The sequence below is a fragment of the Xanthomonas hortorum pv. pelargonii genome (assembly GCF_024499015.1).
Lineage (GTDB): Bacteria > Pseudomonadota > Gammaproteobacteria > Xanthomonadales > Xanthomonadaceae > Xanthomonas > Xanthomonas hortorum_B.
Genome location: NZ_CP098604.1, coordinates 1,919,904 through 1,937,263, shown reverse-complemented (window position 1 = coordinate 1,937,263; position 17,360 = coordinate 1,919,904). Strand labels below are relative to the sequence as shown.

The window sequence follows — 17,360 nt, the reverse complement described above, 5'->3', positions numbered from 1 at the left end:
GATATACAACTGTATACACGTCTGTGCATGCATGCGTATAGTGTAATCCATGAACCTGGCATCCGACCCCAAGTCCAAGTCCCCGTTGCCGACGCGCCTGGCGCGCCGGCTGGTGTCGCCGCAGTTGTTCGACTTCTGGGCAACCCGGCTCAACCCCTTGTGGACCCTGGAACGGCCGATGGCCCGCCTGGTTGCGCGCACCGCAGCAAGCCGTGATGCGGTGACCCTGGTGCTGCAGCCCAACGGCCACTGGCAGGGCCTGCAGGCCGGCCAGCACGTGAGCCTGGGCGTGGAGATCGACGGCCGCCGCCTGCTGCGCAGCTACAGCCCGACCGTGCTGGCCGATGGCCGCCTGGCGATCACCGTCAAGGCGATCGAGGGCGGTCTGGTGAGTCGCTACCTGGCAAGCGAGGCGGCCATCGGCACGGTGGTGTCGCTTGATCCGGCCTTCGGCGACATGCTGCTGCCGACCATACCCACCCCTCTGTTGCTGCTGGCCGCCGGCTCGGGCATCACCCCGATGCGCGCGCTGCTGCAGGCCGCCGCGCAGGCGGGCATGCCGATGGATGTGGACCTGCTGTACTGGGTGCGCCAGCGCGACGAAGCCTGTTTTGTCGAAGAATTCGAAGCGCTGGCGGCGGCGCATCCGCGCTTGCGCGTGCGTTTGCTGACCACCCGCGAAGGCGAGGCGCCGGCTGCGCGCGTGGATATCTATCCGTTGGAGCAGATCGCCGATCTCTCCAATCGTCACGTCATGGTCTGCGGCCCTGGCGGTTTTGTGCAGGCAGCGCGCGAGCGCTTGCAGGGGCGCGTAGCCGCGTTCCAGGCCGAAGCCTTCAGCGTGCCGACGCTGGACGATGGCGAGGCCGGTGAGGTGCAGGTGCAGCTGTCACGCAGCGGCCGTACGCTCACCCTGCCGCGCGGCCAGTCGCTGCTGGAAGGCCTGGAAGCGCAAGGCCTGCGGCCGAAACACGGCTGCCGCATGGGCATCTGCAACAGCTGCGCCTGCGCGCGCCAGGCCGGCACCACGCGCCACCTGTTGACCGGTGAGCGCAGCAACGAACCCACCGCACAGGTGCGCCTGTGCATCAGTGCCCCGAGCACTGACCTGATCCTGGATCTGTAAGGAATCTTCATGAGCCGAGTCCATAACCGTTCCCTGTCCGCTGCCGAACTGCAGTCGTTTGGCGACGAACTCGATGCCATCCGCGCCCGCGTGCAGGCCCAGGTCGGTGCCAGCGATGCGCGCTACATCCGCCGCATCGTGGCCGCGGTGCGCTGGACCGGTGTGGCCGGTCGCGCGCTGCTGTTTCTGGGCGCGTTCGTGCATAGCGTGCTGATTCCGGCGTGGATCGCCGGTGTGGTGCTGCTGACCTTGTCCAAGATCCTGGAGAACATGGAGCTGGGCCATAACGTCATGCACGGCCAGTACGACTGGATGGGCGACCCGCAGCTCAACGGCAACACCTACGAGTGGGACATCGTCGCCACCGGCGACAACTGGCGCAAGACGCACAACTTCAAACACCACACCTACACCAACGTGCGCGGCATGGACGACGACATCGGCTACGGCCTGCTGCGCATCTTCCCCGAGCAGCGCTGGCGCCCGTTCTACCTGCTGCAGCCGTTCGTGGCGGTGTTCTTTGCGCTGTTGTTCGAATGGGGCGTGGCGATCCAGGACCTGCGTCTGGGCCGCTGGTTTGCCGGCAAGATGAAGGCGGCCGAATTGCGCGCCTCGTTCCTGCCGGTCGGCCGCAAGATGGGCCGCCAGATGCTCAAGGACTACATCGTGTTCCCGCTGCTGGCCGGCCCGTTCTTCCTGACCGTGCTGCTGGGCAATCTCGCCGCCAACGTGCTGCGCAGCATCTGGACCTTCGTGATCATCTTCTGCGGCCACTTCACCGCCGATGCGGAAGTGTTCCCGAAGGAATCGATCCGCAACGAGTCGCGCGGCCATTGGTATCTGCGTCAGCTGCGTGGCTCGTCGAATCTGACTGGCGGCAAGCTGATGAACGTGCTGTCGGGCAATCTGAGCCACCAGATCGAGCATCACTTCTACCCGGACCTGCCGGCCAATCGCTATGCGCAGATTGCCGTGGAAGTGAAGCAGATCTGTGCGCGTTACGGCCAGCACTACAACACCGGCTCGCTGCCGCGTCAGTTCGGCCAGGTGATGTGGCGGATCGTGCGCCACGCCTTCCCGAGCCGGCCCAAGCCGGCACGCCGCCAACGCGAAGGCGCCTTGCAAAGCGCCTGATCAGGCAAAGCGCTTGATCAACATGATCAAAAGGGGTCGCCATCGGCGGCCCTTTTTGTTGGGTCAGCGAAGTGGTCGCCATACGACGTTGCGCATCGTCGCGCGGGCGCGGTCGTTACATTGCGGCAGCGGTGAACCCCTCCGCTGCGATTCGAGCCTGCCGTTTGCGCATACCGGCAACCGCTGCGCCTGGTGGGTCGGCGGCGCGCAGTGACGGCTCAGGTCAGGGTGTAGCGGCGCACCGCCCCCGGTCAGTGTGCGGCGCCGCGCATCAGCGCGTGATACGCGATGAAACCAGTGGCCGGCAGTGCGCGCGAGAACAGCCAGCCCTGCGCCAGATCCACGCCATGCGCGCGCAGATAATCCAGCTGCTCCTGGCGCTCCACGCCTTCGGCAATGGTGCGCAACTTCAGCGTCTTGGCCATGTCGATGATGTGCGAGGTCACCGCACTGGTGGCCGAGTGGGTGCCAATGGTGTCCACGAACGACTTGTCGATCTTCAATGCATCCAACGGCAGCCCTTGCAGGTACTGCAGGCTCGAATAGCCGGTGCCGAAGTCGTCGATCGACACCGTGTGGCCGGCGCCGCGCAGGTGGGTGATGGTGGCGCGTGCCGCATCGATATCCATCAGGCTGCGTTCGGTGGCCTCCACCCACAGCTGTCCGCTGTCCACGCCGGTGCCGCGCAGTGCTTGCGCCAGCACGGTCTGCACGCGGCCGCTCTTGATGTCGCCGGCCGAGACGTTGATGGCCACATGCAGGGACGGAATCGCCGCCAGGGTCGGGCCGAGTTCGCGGATGACTTCGGCTACCACCATGTCGGTGATCGGCAGGATCAGACCGCTCTCTTCGGCCAGCGGGATGAAGGCGTCGGGCGGGATCAGCACGCCATCGGATTGCTGCCAGCGCACCAGCGCCTCGGCACCGACGCAGGCGCCGCTATCGAGCGCGATGATCGGCTGGTAGTGCACGATGAATTCGCCGCGCTGCACCGCACTTTCCAGCCGTGCCAGGGGCGACAGCCGCCGCCGCGAAACCCAGATCACCAGGCTGACCAGCAGCAGCGCCAATGCGATGCCCACCGGCACTGTCTGCAGGCGTGCCGCCGCCAGCGGGCCACGCAGGTAAGTGGCCGGTTCGGTGACCACCGCAGCCCAGTCGCCACGGCGGTCGCGGCCGGACAAGACCTGCGTCTGCGTTGCGTCTGCGCTGGATGTATCGGGCAACGGCTCGATCAACAATTGCTCTGCGGCGATATCGGTACTGCTCAGGATCTGCCCGGTCGGGGTGCCGATCGCCAGTTGCAGGCCGGGCGGGATATTGATGTCGGTGAGGGTGGCCGGATTGATCAACACGTTGTAGTCGTCCAGCTGCAGCGCCATCAGCGGGTGCTGCGGATTGGCCAGCGGACGAAGGCGGGTGGTCACCGCAATGCCGCGCTTGACAACGAAATCCGGGGTGGACTGTGGAATGGCCTCTGGCAACGGCCCCCACGAGGTGCAGCGCAAACGGCGCTGCTGAAAATGCCCCAGCTCCACGATGTAATGACTGGTCAGCACCAATGCGCGCATCTGCGCCAGGTGCTCAGGAGAACAGCGCGGCAGCTGCGAGCCAGCCATGTTCACCAGCGCGCCGTGCGCTTCGTCGAAGGCGGCTTCGGTGCGCCGGATCGACAGCGCTGCCAGCTGGCTGAGCCTGCTCTGCTCGCGATCCAGCGCCAGCCGCCACGCCAGGTAATAGGACAGGCTGATCGGAAGGGTTGCGCATAGCACCACCAGCAACACGGTCACACTGATGATGCGTTGTCGCTTCACCTCATCCCCCGCATCTGCATGGCGGCCAGCTCACGCAGTGCGCCCTGGACAGTGCGCGGCAGATGCGCATTGCCGAGCAATCGGCACAGCGAATGCGCCGCGCGCACGGAGGCCCGACGCGCGCATGGTGACGACAGGAGACATGGACTGATGAGGCTGCACGTCGCGAATGTACGACACGCGCGTGCATTGCGCGCGTCCTCGGAGCGAAGCGGATGTGATTTTCTGCCGACGCGCATGCACCGCAGAGTGGCAAGCGGGCTTGTCAATAGGTTCACACGCCTGCACGCGATGGCGCGCTAGGGTCGAAAGGTCTGCCCTCCCGTCTGGGAGCAGCGGGACAATCCGGTCCCACGCAAGACGCTTTCCGAGGAGGAATCACCCATGACAACCCAGAAAGAACGTGTCGGCGGCACCGATGCCGTGCCGATCTTCAAGATGCAGGAAACCACGCGCGACGGCGAACTGACCAAATACGTGGTCGGCGACACCGGCGTGGCCTTCGACAGCCTGGAAGGCGCACAGGCTGCGGCCAAGGATCTGAGCACACTCAACGGTTGAGTGCGTGCTCTAGATCCGAGGTAGTTAATCGAGTACGGAGTAGGCGAGGGCGCGGTGCCCTCGCCGCTCGCGGGACACGCCGTAAACCCATCCCTGGGAGCATCCATGCCGCCACACGGTCCCGCAATCGGCGAGGACACCGCACCAGAAAGTTGGCGGTTGCTTTGTTGAAAGCCTGCCTGTTGATCGCGTTGCGTTGCGAAGCTGATCAAACGCGCAGTTATCCAAACAACGCACGACATGCCTTGCTTGCAACCATGTACACCGACCATTTCGACTGGTCCTTGCCCGCCCACCGTCGCGGGACCTTACGCGGCATGGATGCCGCGTAAGAGCCTACACGGACGTACTTGCGGCGTGTCCCGCGAGGGTGGGCGGGCAAGGGCCCGGCAGTTAAGTTGCAGGTCGACCGCTCTACACCTGACAAAAACCTGGCCAGTCGAGGGTGCAGTGCTCTCTGGACGTTATAGGTGGCTTTGTTAAAAGCCTAAACCCTGATCAGGAGAGCGGCTGCTCGGTCAGCCGCCCGGTATGCGGGGTGTGGATCAGCGGCGCCAGATCGAAGCCCTGCTCGCGCGCATGCGCCAGATAGGCCTGGGTGATGTTCTCGTCCAGCTGCGGCAGCCGTGCCAACAGCCACAGATACTTGCGGTCGGGGCCACCGACCAACGCGGCGGTGTAGTCCGCATCGATGCGCATCACCCAGTAATCGCCTTTGGTGAAGGGAATCCAGCGCAGGCCTTCGGGCAGGAACGTGACCTCCAGGCGCGCGTTGCTGTCGTCGATGGCGCGCGCCTCACCGATTGCTTCTTCCAATGTGCCTTCGGCAGTCAGGCAGCGGTTCTGCACACGCACCGTGCCATCGTCCTGCAGCGAATAGTGTGCCGACACATCGGTGCAATCGGCATCCTCGAAGCGGATCGGCAGCCGCGCGATCTCGTACCAGGTGCCCAGATAACGATTCAGATCCAGGGACGGGACGGTGAGGAGTTCGGGAAGTCGGCTCATGGCGGCCTCTGCGTAGTGGAATGGCAGATGTTGTACGTGCATCGTCATGAAATGCATGTTGGGATGCTGATACCGCTGGAGCGCCGCTATTAGGCTGCGCTTGCCGTGCCCACCGCGCGATCCAGTTTGCGGTAGCCGATCGCTTCGGTCAGATGACGCGTTGCAATGACCGCGCTGTCGTCGAGATCGGCGATGGTGCGTGCCACGCGCAGGATGCGATGCATCGAGCGTGCGGACAGCTGCAGGTGTTCGATAGCGCGTTCCAGCAACAGCTGATCGTCGTGTTGCAGGCGGCAGTGATGATCGGTTTGTGCTTGGTCCAGTTGTGCGTTGGGCACGCCGGCACGTGCCAGTTGCCGCACGCGTGCCGCGACCACGCGGGTGCGCACGCTGGCGCTGTCCTCGCCGACGTTGCCGCTGCGCAGGGCCTGCGGCGGCAGGCGCGGGACCTCGACATGCAGATCGATCCGGTCCAGCAGCGGCCCGGAGATCCGGCTGCGATAACGGCCGATGGTGTCGCTGCTGCAACGGCAACGCCCGCTGCTATCGCCGGCCCACCCGCACGGACAGGGATTCATCGCCGCGACCAATTGGAATCTTGCCGGGAAATCCACACTGCGCGCGGCGCGCGAGATGGTGACCATGCCCGATTCCAGCGGCTCGCGCAGCACTTCCAGCGTTTGGCGTTGCCACTCGGGCAACTCGTCCAGAAACAACACGCCGTTGTGGGCCAGCGAGATCTCGCCGGGGCGTGGATGTGTGCCACCGCCAACCAAGGCGACCGCGCTGGCGGTGTGGTGCGGAGCCCGATAGGGGCGTTGCCGCCAGCGCACAAGATCCAGTCCGCGACCGCTGATGGAGGTAATGGCGGCGGTTTCCAGCGCCTCGGCCTCGCTGGCTTCCGGCAGCAGGCCGGGCAGGCGCGAGGCGAGCAAGGTCTTGCCGCAGCCAGGGCTACCGACCAGCAATAAATGGTGACCGCCGGCTGCGGCAATTTCCAGCGCGCGGCGGGCATGCGGTTGGCCGCGCACGTCGGCCATGTCGGGCAGGGCGCGCGCGCCGAGCGCCTGCACCGCCAGTTCGGCGGCGGGCGCCTTTTGGGTGCCATTGAGCGTGGCACAGACTTCCAGCAGCGTGCGCGCGGTGAAGGCTTCGACGTGGCCGGCGATGGCGGCCTCGGCACCGTTGGCCAGCGGCACGATCAGGCGACGGCCGGCCTGCGCGGCTGCCAGGGCGGCGGGCAGCACGCCATCGACACCGCGCAACTCGCCGGTCAGGGCGAGTTCGCCGAGAAATTCGTACTCGGCCAAGGCCTGGCGGTCGATCTGACCGCTGGCGGCCAGAATGCCGAGTGCGATTGGCAGGTCGAAGCGGCCGCCTTCCTTGGGCAAATCGGCCGGCGCCAGATTGATGGTGATGCGCCGTGCCGGGAATTCGAACTGTGCGCACAGCAGCGCGGCACGCACGCGTTCGCGCGATTCGCGCACTGCAGCCTCGGGCAGGCCCACGATCTGGGTGGAGGGAAGACCGCCGGAGAGATGCACTTCCACCCGGACCTCAGGCGCATGCACCCCCACGCGGGCACGGCTGTGCACCAGCGCCAGACTCATGGTGGAGGGCCTTAGGTCAGGGAGTGGTGGGTGGCGCTGCGGGTGGCGAGCCGGGCGCGCGTGCTTCCAGTGCGGCGACGGCCTGTTCCAGTGCGTCGAGTTTTTCGCGGGTGCGCAGCAACACCGCACGCTGCACGTCGAACTCTTCGCGGGTGACCAGGTCCAGCTTGCCCAGGCCGGCCTGCAGTGCGCCCTTGAAGGTGCTCTGCAGTTCTTCGCGCGATTGGCGCAGGCCCGGCGGCACCAAGTCGCTGAGGCGGCGGGCAAGGTCGTCGAGCTGGTTGAAATCGATCATGGGTGTTCTCCGCAGGTCCGTAGGAAGCCTAGTGCAGGCCGGAACACGCGGGACATCGGCAAGGCAGTCGGCAGGCGGTAAGGATAGTCCCATTCGGTTGTCGGTCGTGGTGAGGGCGATGAGCATGAGATGAGTGTTGCGGCCGTCCACGGTATGCTGCGCGGCCGTCATGCCCTGGGATCTGCACCGATGAAAATGATCATGGCCATCGTCAAACCGTTCAAGCTCGACGATGTGCGCGAAGCGCTCGCCGGCTGCGGGGTGGCGGGCATCACGGTGACCGAGGTCAAGGGCTTCGGCCGGCAGAAAGGCCACACCGAGCTGTATCGCGGTGCCGAGTATGTGGTCGATTTCCTGCCCAAGGTGAAGATCGAAGTGGCGGTGACCGACGACCAGGCCGAGCGCGTGGTCGAGGCGATCGTTGCCGCAGCCGGCACCGGCAAGATCGGCGACGGCAAGGTGTTCGTCTACGACCTGGGCACCGTGGTGCGCATCCGCACCGGCGAGCTGGATAGCGACGCGTTGTAAGGCGTCAGCGAGACGCTAGCCGGATTGGCAGTGCTGCGGGCAGTACGCATGTGCCGCGTGCAGCGTGGCTGCAATGCGGTCCTCCGATGCCTGCGTGGAGTTTGAAGTCGGCTCACATCCGATTGAGCGGCTTGACCGTGGTTTACCGAGTACTTCACTTGACGACGCGCCCACACGGCCGCTCATACCATTTCAATACCGCAGGTTGGGCCCGGTACCGGCGTGCAGCACGGCATGAACCTCAACCTCGCGCTCGCAAGTCGAAATCCAGGCCTTGATGAGCCGCGGCACATCGCAACACTCCCGACTTGTCCCGGCCCGACGACTTGCCTACTCTAGGGCTAATACCATTTCAATACCGGAGTTCGGAATGAAGCGACGTGACGGCAAGTCGGGCTTGCGCCTGCTTCCGGTCCTGGTGGCGCTAAGCCTAACGGCCCCTGCGCTGGCGCAGCCGGTCACACAGCCGGCGATCTTTCCGACCCCGACGTCGATCGCGCTGGAGGGCGGCACCGTCACGCTCGGTCGGTCGGTCGTGCTGGTGGTGGCGCCGGGTGCGGACCCGGCGTCGGTCGCGCTGGTGCGCCGCATTCTCGGCACCGCTGGCGTGACCAAGATCTCCACCGCATCGCGTCTGCCTGCCACGCTCGACCGCCCGCATATCGTGCTCGGCACCGACGAGGCGGCGGTGGTGCGCGATGCCCTGACGCGCAGCAAGGCGGCGCAGGACACCCACAAGGAGGGCTATACGCTCGCCAGCGTCGCGCTCGGCAACGGCAGCCTGATCACGCTGGCCGGTCACGACAACGATGGGCTGTTCCATGCGGCGCAGACGCTGCGTCAGCTGGTCGAGCGCCCCGCCATCCCGACCCTGGTGATCCAGGATCATCCGGCAATGCCGATCCGCGGCACCATCGAAGGGTTCTACGGTGCACCGTGGTCGATGGCCGATCGCACCAAACATCTGGAGTTTCTCGCCCGCACCAAGGCCAACACCTTCATCTACAGCCCGAAGGACGACCCGTACGCGCGCGACCGCTGGCGCGAGGCGTATCCGGCCGCCACGTTGAAGGCGCTGGGCAAGCTGGCGGCCACCGCCAAACGCAATCACGTCGACTTCGTCTATGCGATCTCCCCGGGGCCGACGGTGTGCTTTTCCGATCCGGCCGACGCCAAGGCGCTGCTGCGCAAGTTCGATGCCTTCCGCAAGCTGGGCGTACGCAGCTTCTATGTGGCGCTGGACGATATCGAATACACCAAGTGGAATTGCGAGCGCGACAAGACCACGTTTGGCGATTCCGGCGCGCAAGCGGCCGGCATCGCGCAGTCGCATCTGCTCAATCTGGTGCAGGCCGATCTGGTCGCCCGCCACGATGCATCGTCGGAGCTGATCATGGTGCCGACCGAGTATTTCGACGCCAAGGAAAGCCCGTACAAGGAAGCACTGCGCAAGCACCTGGACCCGAAAGTCGTGGTGCAGTGGACCGGCACCGACGTGGTGCCGCCGGCCATTTCCATCCCCGATGCACGCGCGGCCACCAAGGCGTTCGGCCGCAAGACGCTGCTGTGGGACAACTACCCGGTCAACGATTTCGAAACCTCGGCCGGGCGTTTGCTGATGGCGCCGTACGCGCGCCGCGAAGCGGGTTTGTCGGCGGAATTGTCCGGCATCGTCTCCAATCCGATGAATCAGGAAGTGCCCAGCCGCGTCGCGGTTATGGGGCTGACCGCGTTCGCGTGGAACGACAAGGATTACGACGCGCAGCGCACCTGGCATGCGGCCGCACGCGACCTGGCCGGTGGCGATGCGCAGGTGACCGCCGCGCTGCTCACCTTCTTCGATACCCAGCATCTGGCGCCGACCTTCGGCAGCCAGCCGTGGCAGGAACAGGCGCCGCGCCTGAAGGCCGTGCTCGATCATGTGCGCGAGATGATCGCGCTCGGCGATGCGGCAGCGCGCAGCCAGGCGATCGCCGAGCTGGCGCGCACGGCGGACGAGATTGCTGCCGCGCCGCAGATCATTCGCGAAGGCGTGGCCGACAAGGGCTTTGCGGAACAAGCGCGCCCGTGGCTGGATGCGATGCAACGCTGGGGCCGCGCGCTGCAGCAGACCGCTGCCGGCCTGGATGCCGCCAATCGCGGCGATGCGCAGGCATCAAGGGCGTTTGCCGATGCAAAGCAGAGTGCCGCCGAAGCCGCAGCGATTCCCTCGATTCCCGGCGCCACGCGCTTCGGTGGCCTGGTCAAGATCGCCGATGGCGTACTGGACCGCTTCGTCGCCGACGCGCCGCGCCTGATCGCCTACCGCGCGCAGGCGACAGCCGAAGCGGCAAACGCGCAGTGACGACCTGGGGCGGCGACCGGACGACGGCCTAGCCACTAGACAGGCGTCGCCTGTGCGCAGCATCGACGCGTACCCCTGTCCACTGTGGTTCCCCTCGCGCCGTTGCGCACCACCTGGCGATTGCTCGCCAGGTGGATAGGCGCACCGTTGGCGTGTCATCGGGATGGTCAGGCGTGCAGCCCGGTGGGCGTGGCCCGCGTTGCCGGATCAGCATGCGGCACGCAGATCGAGATGCGTTGTGCCTCTGCGCTGGTGCTGGATGCATGGCGCGATTGCGCGTCACCGGCCAGGCGCCGCGCCCCCGCGCGCCGCCTGGCCGGCAGGTGACGGCAACTTGCCGGTCAGCGGGTTTCGTTCGGCGCTACCGGCTGCGCATCGCGCTTCAGGTGCCGATACAGCCGCTTCCAGCTGCCACGGATGGTGCGTACCCAGCGCGGCTCGGCGCTGCGTGCGGCCTCGTCGGCGGTCGGCGCGATACCGGCAAGGCGCTGGCGCATCTTCTGGAAATTGGCCAAGTCACTGCGCTGCAGTTGACGCGCCAGCGTGCCGCGTCGCAACCAGCGCGGGAAGCGCCAGGCCGAGGTGAAATCGATCAGCACTGGCACGCCGGCACTGATCACCACATTGGTGCCGTGCAGATCGTTGTGGGTGATGCCGACTGCGTGCAGGCGGCGCAGCGCCTGCTGCAGCTGCTGGAACACCTCCTGGCCGACCACCGCGCTGGCGCTGAGGGTGTCGCCCGGAATGAACTCCATGCCCAGTGCCAGCCCGCCCAGCGTGCCGAGCAGGGCCGGCGCATGCCGCCAGCCGTGCAGGCGGGCCAACATCTTGGACTCGTGCCGCACCATCAGCCGCGCGATCGGCGCCAGCAGCGTACGGCGGTAGCGGCTGTAGTCCTTGACCACCGCCACTTGCCCATCCAGATGCGTGCGATAGACGTTGGGCTCGAGCAGCCGGGTGCCCTGCTTGAGCAGCACGGGCGTGACGATTTGCAGGCTGGAGGTGTCCAGCGGCTGGTAGTGCATGGCAAGTCTCCGGACCTTGGCGGCGCGGAGGAATCACGCGTCTGGCAGGTTCACGATGATCGCGGGGGATCGGTCCGGTGAATTTTAGAACTTGCGAGTATTGAAATTACATTTGTTAAAAAAATGAAATGTTCCGGGAGTGGAACGGCTCGAAGAATCAGGAGCTTGCAGAGTCAGCTGCCATCAATGTTGTCGGTATCTCCGTGCGAGGCGCTGCTTGCAGCGAGCGTGCATTTACCGCATCGCGTGCCGCGCTCTTCGGCACAAGCGCTCACCAGAACGCTGGTCGGCCGCTGTATACGCCAACAGGCAGCGATCACAGCCCTTCTTGACAGGTGCTGAGACTCGATTCACTGTGCCCGCTGCGGTCAGGGGGCTGCATCACGCGTCAGTACCGGCACGTCCACACTGACGATGCCTGAAGCCGAGTACGCGCACGATCCTGTGATGTTGGGAAAGCCCCCGAATTGGACAGCAACTGCGCCACTTCTGGACGCCGCCAGGTCATGCCTGCGTGCGCATTGGATGCGGGGACGATGGAGTACGACTCATTGGGGAATGCGATGAAAAGGACCGCAACATGGCTGTTGGCCTGCACGGCGCTGGGCTGCGTTTCCGACGCGGCCGCGCAGTCGTTGTCGCGCGGCTGGGACAATTATCGGCAACAGCAAAAACAGCAGGCTGGCACCCAGGGGGCCACCGCACCGGCAGCGCCACCGTCGGGCCCGTCGCAAGACGGTACCGCCGCAGGACAGACGGCAGTGCAAGACAGCGCATCCGGCGAGACCGGCGGATTCACCACGGTGACGGCGCAGACGCCCGTAGCGGCGGCACCGCCCGCACCGGTGCCCGCCTACGTTGCGCCTGCGCCGCGCGAACAAGAACAGCGCCTCAAGAGCGGCATGTTCTTGGGCGCGCAGGGCGGCGAAGCCAAGGTGTTCGAGGGCAACAAGCAGGACATGGCGGGCTTCAACGTCGGTTACCGCTGGCGTGCTGGTCCGGTCACGCTGGTCGGCATTGAAGTGGCCACCGGAAAGGTTGACGGTTCGAAGGATGCGGATGGCTTTGTCGTCATTCCGACAGTGGACTTCGGCAGCATCGGTGGAACGGCGCGCTTCAACTTCGGCGACACCCCAGTGTTCGCTCTGGTACGCATGGGCTATTGGGGAGGCGAGGCAAAAGGCGAGGACTACACCGAGCGTGTCTACGGCGCATATCTGGGTGCGGGCCTCGGTGTGGATATCGGCAAGCATTTCAGTCTGAGCGCGCTCTACACGAACTACCTGTACGCCGACGAGTACTACGACGACTACGAAGACATCACCATCAATCGTGCCGAAGTGCTGAGCTTCGGCGCCGAAGTCCGCTTTTGAGCCGGCGATAGAAAAACAGCGTTGTGCACACAGCAAGGCGGATGGCGACATCCGCCTTGTTGCCGTTGGGCTGTATGAAGCGCTCGGTGATCCGGTACTGCGCACGCTTCGTCGGAGCTCTGATCGGCACCACGAAGGCACGGATGTGGTGTCATACAAGACAACGCTGCGGCGCAAGCAATCACGACGAGGAAGGTATGGAGGTCTTTACGCAATTCCTGACCGACGAGCAGGACCCGGTGGCCGTGGGCAAGATCCTGCCCAAGGTGAACGAGTTGCTGACCCGCGACGAGCAGGTCGAGTACATCGCGGTGCAGAAGAAAATGGTGATGAACTTGTCGCCGGCCGCGGTGGTGCTGACCAATCGCAGATTCATCGTTGTACACCCCACGCTGTTCGGGATGACGTTTCGCGATGTCCCCTGGCGCGAGGTGCTCGACGTGCATATGAGCGAGCAGATGCTGGGAGCGACGATCATGTGCCGCACCACGCAGGGCGGCTACCTGTCCATCGACAGCCTGCCCAAGAAACAGGCACGGCGGGTCTACGCCTATGCCCAGCAGGTGGAAGAATCGGCCCACGAAAAACGTCAGCAGCTGGAGTTCGACAAGTTGCGTGCGTCGGCCGGCGGTGTGGTGGTGCATGCGCCTGCAGCGCAGGGCGTGGTGCCTTCAGTGCCAGCGGCTGCGGTGGCCGGCGCGGATGATCCGGTGCAGGTGCTGAGCAAGCTCAAGCAGTTGCTGGATGCCGGGTTGGTGACCCAGGAAGAATTCGACGCCAAGAAGGCTGAAGTGCTGGCACGGCTGTAGGGCTGGCGGCACTGCGCGCACAAGCTTCAGGTAGATGCGTGCCGCAGCAGGGGAGCGCAGTGCACACGTGACCCCTGCCATGCTGCGCGATGCTCTAAGCATCGCCAGCATTCGCCTGTAATTAGCGCTGTCGTCGACGCCCCAATCTGCAGGACCAGCGCACGCGAACGATGCGCCGGTTCTTTTCAATCAGGCCGGCGCGCAGCAAGCGGCGCCAGCCCGATGACATGCTTACTCGCCCAGCGCCTTGGCCACGAACGGCGGTGCAACCAGCACGCCGGTATGCAGGTGCGCGGTGTAGTACAGAGTCTCGAAACCCTTGGCCTGCGCATCGTTTTGGCGGAACGCGAAATCGGCATTGGCCTGCTTGCTGGCCATGGTCACGCTCCACCAGCCGGTGGGGTAGCACGGCTGCGGGAACGGCAGGGTCTTGAACGACTGGAAGCCGGCCTTGCCCATTTCGGTGCGCATTTCCTTGATCAACTCCAGCAACGCCAGCGGCGACTCGGACTGCTGCACCAGGATGCCGTCGTCCTTCAGCGCATTGAAGCAGCTGTCGTAGAAGGCCTTGTTGAACAGGCCTTCGGCCGGGCCGACCGGGTCGGTGGAATCGACGATCACGATGTCCACGCTGCCGGCCGGGCAATTGGCCATGTAGGCCACGCCGTCGTCGAACAACAGCTCGGCACGCGCATCGTGGTTGGAGTCGCACAACTCGGGGAAGTATTTCTCCGACATGCGCGTGACCTGCTCGTCGATATCGCACTGGGTGGCACTTTCCACGCCCGGGTGCTTGAGCACCTCGCGCAGCGTGCCGCAGTCGCCGCCGCCGATGATCACCACGCGCTTGGGTGCGGGGTGGGTGAACAGCGCCGGGTGGCTGATCATCTCGTGATAGAAGAAGTTGTCGCGGGTGGTCAGCATCACCGCGCCGTCGATCAGCATCAGCTTGCCCCAATCGGTGGTCTGGTAGATCTCGATCTTCTGGAACGGGGACTGCACCTCGTCCAGCTTGCCGCTGATGCGAAAGCCGATCGCCGAGCCGGTCGGCTGGAAGTGTTCGATGTACCAGTTGTCGTTGGCGCTCATGCAAAGTCCTAAAAGGAAGGGGGCTGTTCCTTCTCCCACCGGGAGAAGGTGGCGCGTAGCGCCGGATGAGGGTCGGGCGCAGCCTCATGCACCAAGCTGCTGACGGCAATACCGAACCCTCACCAACCCCGCTCCAATCAGGAGAAGGGCGTGAAGTCGGCGCGGATTGTAACGGACCCTGCGCGTGCCAGGCGTTACACTTCACGCCCTTTTTGCCCCAGCCGAGACAGCGAAATGAGCGATTGGTCCCTCGACCAAGCCCGCAAGACCTATTCGATCCCGCATTGGGCCGATGGGTATTTCGATGTGAACGCTGCCGGACACATCGTGGTCACCCCGACCACCGATGGCCCGTCGGTGTCGCTGCCCGAGGTGGTGGATGCCGCGCGCGCGGCTGGCGCCAAGCTGCCGCTGCTGGTGCGCTTCCCGGACATCCTGGGCCAGCGCCTGGGCAAGCTGCAGGCGGCGTTCGCGCAGGCGCAGTCCGAGTGGGACTACGCCGGCGGCTACACCGCCGTGTATCCGATCAAGGTCAACCAGCATCGCGGCGTAGCCGGCACGCTGGCCAGCCACCACGGCGAGGGCTTTGGCCTGGAAGCGGGCAGCAAGCCCGAGCTGATGGCGGTGCTGGCCCTGTCGCGCCCGGGCGGGCTGATCGTCTGCAATGGCTACAAGGACCGCGAGTACATCCGCCTGGCACTAATCGGGCGCAAGCTCGGCCTGCAGACCTTCATCGTCATCGAAAAGCCCTCCGAGCTGAAGCTGGTGCTGGAAGAAGCGCGCGCGCTGGACGTCAAGCCAGGCCTGGGCGTGCGCATGCGGCTGGCCTCGCTGGGCGCGGGCAAGTGGCAGAACAGCGGCGGCGACAAGGCCAAGTTCGGGCTGTCGCCGCGCCAGGTGCTGGATCTGTGGAAGACGCTGCGCGACACCGAGTACGCCGACTGCCTGCAGTTGCTGCATTTCCACATGGGCTCGCAGATTTCCAACGTGCGCGACATCGCCAACGGCATGCGCGAGGCCACGCGCTATTTTGTCGAGCTCTCGCGCCTGGGCGCCAAGATCAGCCATGTGGATGTCGGCGGCGGCCTGGGCATCGATTACGAAGGCACCCGTTCGCGCAGTTATTGCTCGATCAACTATGGCCTGCATTCCTACGCCAGCAATATCGTGCAGCCGCTGGCCAATGCCTGCGAAGAGCATGGCCTGACCCCGCCGCGCATCGTCACCGAATGCGGCCGCGCGATGACCGCGCACCACGCGGTGCTGATCGCCAACGTGTCCGAAGTGGAGCAGGCGCCGGAAGGCCGCGTGCCCGACGCGCACGACGACGAACCGGCGGCGATCCGCCACCTGCGCGAGATCCACGACGAACTGGATGTGCGCCCGGCGGTGGAACTGTTCCAGGAAGCCCAGCACTTCCATGCCGAAGGCCTGAGTGCGTATGCACTGGGCCAGATCGACCTCATCCACCGCGCGCGTATCGACGATCTGTTCTACGCGATCGCCCACGGCGTGCGTGCACGCCTGAGCTTCGACGAAAAGAGCCACCGCCCGGTGCTGGACGAGCTCAACGAGCGGTTGGTGGACAAGTACTTCGTCAACTTCAGCGTGTTCGAGTCGATTCCGGATGTGTGGGCGATCGATCAGGTGTTTCCGATCGTGCCGATCGAGCGCTTGAACGAGGCGCCGCAGCGGCGCGGCATCATCGCCGACATGACCTGCGATTCCGACGGCATGGTCAGGACCTACGTCGAGAACGAAAGCCTGGACAGCTCGATGCCGCTCCACACATTGAATCCGGGCGAGAGCTATCGCATCGGCTTCTTCCTGGTCGGCGCCTACCAAGAAATCCTCGGCGATATCCATAACCTGTTCGGTGATACCGATGCGGTGGAAGTGGCCGTGGACGGCGATGGCTATCGCATTGTGCAGCAGCGCCGTGGCGATACCACCGATGTGATGCTGGACTACGTGGGTTATCAGCTGGACACGCTGCGTGCGACCTATGCCGAGCGCATTGCCGCCGCGCAGCTGTCGCCGGAGCGTGCGCAGGAATTGCACGACGCCTTGGAAGCCGGGCTGACCGGTTACACCTATCTGTCCGACGAACCGTTGGGCTGAAGCAGTACGCGCGCTGCGGCCGACGCCGTGGCGCGCAGGCAGTGCCGATGCAAGATCAGCACTGAGTCCGCGCCGCCAGAGCTGCGTAGAAAGAGCTGCATTGACGAGTGAGCAGTCGTAAAGCGGACGCGGCAGGTGATCGGCCTTGGCATGAATCTGTTGGGCACCGCCCTGCCAGCGCGCCTTGAGGGCCGCTTGCCACCGCTCAGTCACGCACGCATGACTCCGCGCAGACGCGCACCGGCGCAGTCCACACAAAGCAGCGCACTGTGATCCGCCCGACCCCGCGCGTTGATCTATAGAGTGCCGCAGTCGTATGACATCCAAACGACCGACGCATGATCGAACGAATGCACGCGCTAGGTGTCGCAAGCGAGGCCGCATGTCGTGCAGTGATTTGTCTGGTAGCGCAGCTATATCAACGCTGCCACGCGCAGTGGTCTTATGCATTGCGGTCTTTTATGCAATGCGGAGAACGCAAATCCGCCTGCAATTTCGCCTGCAATCGCGCGCCTGCCGCATC

Annotated in this window: 14 protein-coding genes; 8 read left to right on the top strand and 6 right to left on the bottom strand. The window is 65.1% G+C overall.

Annotation, left to right across the window (positions count from 1 at the left end; all coding sequences use genetic code 11):
• Positions 1–49 precede the first annotated feature (49 nt).
• Entirely contained in the window at positions 50–1,126 is a 1,077-nt protein-coding gene (locus NDY25_RS08600) for a ferredoxin reductase (protein ID WP_168959579.1), read from the top strand.
• A gap of 9 nt (positions 1,127–1,135) precedes the next feature.
• Entirely contained in the window at positions 1,136–2,260 is a 1,125-nt protein-coding gene (locus tag NDY25_RS08595) for a fatty acid desaturase family protein (RefSeq protein WP_168959578.1), read from the top strand.
• 251 nt (positions 2,261–2,511) lie between these two features.
• On the opposite strand, the gene NDY25_RS08590 is transcribed toward NDY25_RS08595, so the two are convergent.
• The gene (locus tag NDY25_RS08590; protein ID WP_168959577.1) at positions 2,512–4,074 is read right to left on the bottom strand and encodes an EAL domain-containing protein; all 1,563 of its coding nucleotides are present in this window, start codon (positions 4,072–4,074) and stop codon (positions 2,512–2,514) included.
• 384 nt (positions 4,075–4,458) lie between these two features.
• Between NDY25_RS08590 and NDY25_RS08585 the strand changes: the two genes are divergently transcribed.
• Positions 4,459–4,635, top strand: a complete 177-nt coding sequence (locus NDY25_RS08585) for a hypothetical protein (protein ID WP_006449000.1) — start codon at positions 4,459–4,461, stop codon at positions 4,633–4,635.
• A gap of 498 nt (positions 4,636–5,133) precedes the next feature.
• On the opposite strand, the gene NDY25_RS08580 is transcribed toward NDY25_RS08585, so the two are convergent.
• The 3 genes from NDY25_RS08580 to ubiK form a co-directional block, all read right to left on the bottom strand.
• A complete protein-coding gene (locus NDY25_RS08580; protein WP_168959576.1) occupies positions 5,134–5,643 on the bottom strand; it encodes a lipocalin family protein in 510 nt (169 codons plus the stop codon).
• An 89-nt stretch (positions 5,644–5,732) separates the two neighbouring features.
• Positions 5,733–7,253, bottom strand: coding sequence for a YifB family Mg chelatase-like AAA ATPase (locus NDY25_RS08575; RefSeq protein ID WP_168959575.1), 1,521 nt, complete (start codon positions 7,251–7,253; stop codon positions 5,733–5,735).
• Between the two features lie 16 nt (positions 7,254–7,269).
• On the bottom strand, positions 7,270–7,548 hold the full coding sequence (gene ubiK / locus NDY25_RS08570) for a ubiquinone biosynthesis accessory factor UbiK (protein ID WP_023905487.1): 279 nt from the start codon (positions 7,546–7,548) through the stop codon (positions 7,270–7,272).
• Between the two features lie 153 nt (positions 7,549–7,701).
• Here ubiK and NDY25_RS08565 point away from each other — a divergent pair, with 153 nt between their 5' ends.
• Complete coding sequence (locus NDY25_RS08565) at positions 7,702–8,076, top strand: P-II family nitrogen regulator (RefSeq protein WP_199680230.1); 375 nt, start codon at positions 7,702–7,704, stop codon at positions 8,074–8,076.
• Positions 8,077–8,446: 370 nt separating this feature from the next.
• A complete protein-coding gene (locus NDY25_RS08560) occupies positions 8,447–10,420 on the top strand; it encodes a glycoside hydrolase family 84 protein (RefSeq protein ID WP_256627882.1) in 1,974 nt (657 codons plus the stop codon).
• A gap of 341 nt (positions 10,421–10,761) precedes the next feature.
• Here NDY25_RS08560 and NDY25_RS08555 read toward each other — a convergent pair whose 3' ends face one another.
• Entirely contained in the window at positions 10,762–11,445 is a 684-nt protein-coding gene (locus NDY25_RS08555) for an RIO1 family regulatory kinase/ATPase domain-containing protein (protein WP_168959573.1), read from the bottom strand.
• A gap of 563 nt (positions 11,446–12,008) precedes the next feature.
• Here NDY25_RS08555 and NDY25_RS08550 point away from each other — a divergent pair.
• Both NDY25_RS08550 and NDY25_RS08545 read left to right on the top strand, forming a co-directional pair.
• Positions 12,009–12,818 carry an outer membrane beta-barrel protein gene (locus NDY25_RS08550; RefSeq protein ID WP_168959572.1) on the top strand — a complete coding sequence of 270 codons (810 nt, stop codon included), beginning with the start codon at positions 12,009–12,011 and terminating at the stop codon, positions 12,816–12,818.
• Positions 12,819–13,015: 197 nt separating this feature from the next.
• Positions 13,016–13,627, top strand: coding sequence for a PH domain-containing protein (locus NDY25_RS08545; protein WP_168959571.1), 612 nt, complete (start codon positions 13,016–13,018; stop codon positions 13,625–13,627).
• Between the two features lie 231 nt (positions 13,628–13,858).
• Here the strand turns inward: NDY25_RS08545 and speE are convergent, their stop codons facing one another.
• Entirely contained in the window at positions 13,859–14,716 is an 858-nt protein-coding gene (gene speE / locus NDY25_RS08540) for a polyamine aminopropyltransferase (protein ID WP_168959570.1), read from the bottom strand.
• A gap of 234 nt (positions 14,717–14,950) precedes the next feature.
• Between speE and speA the strand changes: the two genes are divergently transcribed.
• On the top strand, positions 14,951–16,837 hold the full coding sequence (speA, locus tag NDY25_RS08535) for an arginine decarboxylase (protein WP_168959569.1): 1,887 nt from the start codon (positions 14,951–14,953) through the stop codon (positions 16,835–16,837).
• Positions 16,838–17,360: the final 523 nt, after the last annotated feature.

Excerpts from the sequence above, each read along its gene's own strand:
- NDY25_RS08550 (WP_168959572.1), top strand. The coding sequence starts at position 12,009 with ATGAAAAGGACCGCAACATGGCTGTTGGCCTGCACGGCGCTGGGCTGC.
- NDY25_RS08555 (WP_168959573.1), bottom strand. The coding sequence starts at position 11,445 with ATGCACTACCAGCCGCTGGACACCTCCAGCCTGCAAATCGTCACGCCC.
- NDY25_RS08595 (WP_168959578.1), top strand. The coding sequence starts at position 1,136 with ATGAGCCGAGTCCATAACCGTTCCCTGTCCGCTGCCGAACTGCAGTCG.
- NDY25_RS08575 (WP_168959575.1), bottom strand. The coding sequence starts at position 7,253 with ATGAGTCTGGCGCTGGTGCACAGCCGTGCCCGCGTGGGGGTGCATGCG.
- NDY25_RS08600 (WP_168959579.1), top strand. The coding sequence starts at position 50 with ATGAACCTGGCATCCGACCCCAAGTCCAAGTCCCCGTTGCCGACGCGC.
- NDY25_RS08545 (WP_168959571.1), top strand. The coding sequence starts at position 13,016 with ATGGAGGTCTTTACGCAATTCCTGACCGACGAGCAGGACCCGGTGGCC.
- NDY25_RS08565 (WP_199680230.1), top strand. The coding sequence starts at position 7,702 with ATGCTGCGCGGCCGTCATGCCCTGGGATCTGCACCGATGAAAATGATC.
- ubiK (WP_023905487.1), bottom strand. The coding sequence starts at position 7,548 with ATGATCGATTTCAACCAGCTCGACGACCTTGCCCGCCGCCTCAGCGAC.
- NDY25_RS08560 (WP_256627882.1), top strand. The coding sequence starts at position 8,447 with ATGAAGCGACGTGACGGCAAGTCGGGCTTGCGCCTGCTTCCGGTCCTG.
- speA (WP_168959569.1), top strand. The coding sequence starts at position 14,951 with ATGAGCGATTGGTCCCTCGACCAAGCCCGCAAGACCTATTCGATCCCG.
- NDY25_RS08580 (WP_168959576.1), bottom strand. The coding sequence starts at position 5,643 with ATGAGCCGACTTCCCGAACTCCTCACCGTCCCGTCCCTGGATCTGAAT.
- NDY25_RS08585 (WP_006449000.1), top strand. The coding sequence starts at position 4,459 with ATGACAACCCAGAAAGAACGTGTCGGCGGCACCGATGCCGTGCCGATC.
- speE (WP_168959570.1), bottom strand. The coding sequence starts at position 14,716 with ATGAGCGCCAACGACAACTGGTACATCGAACACTTCCAGCCGACCGGC.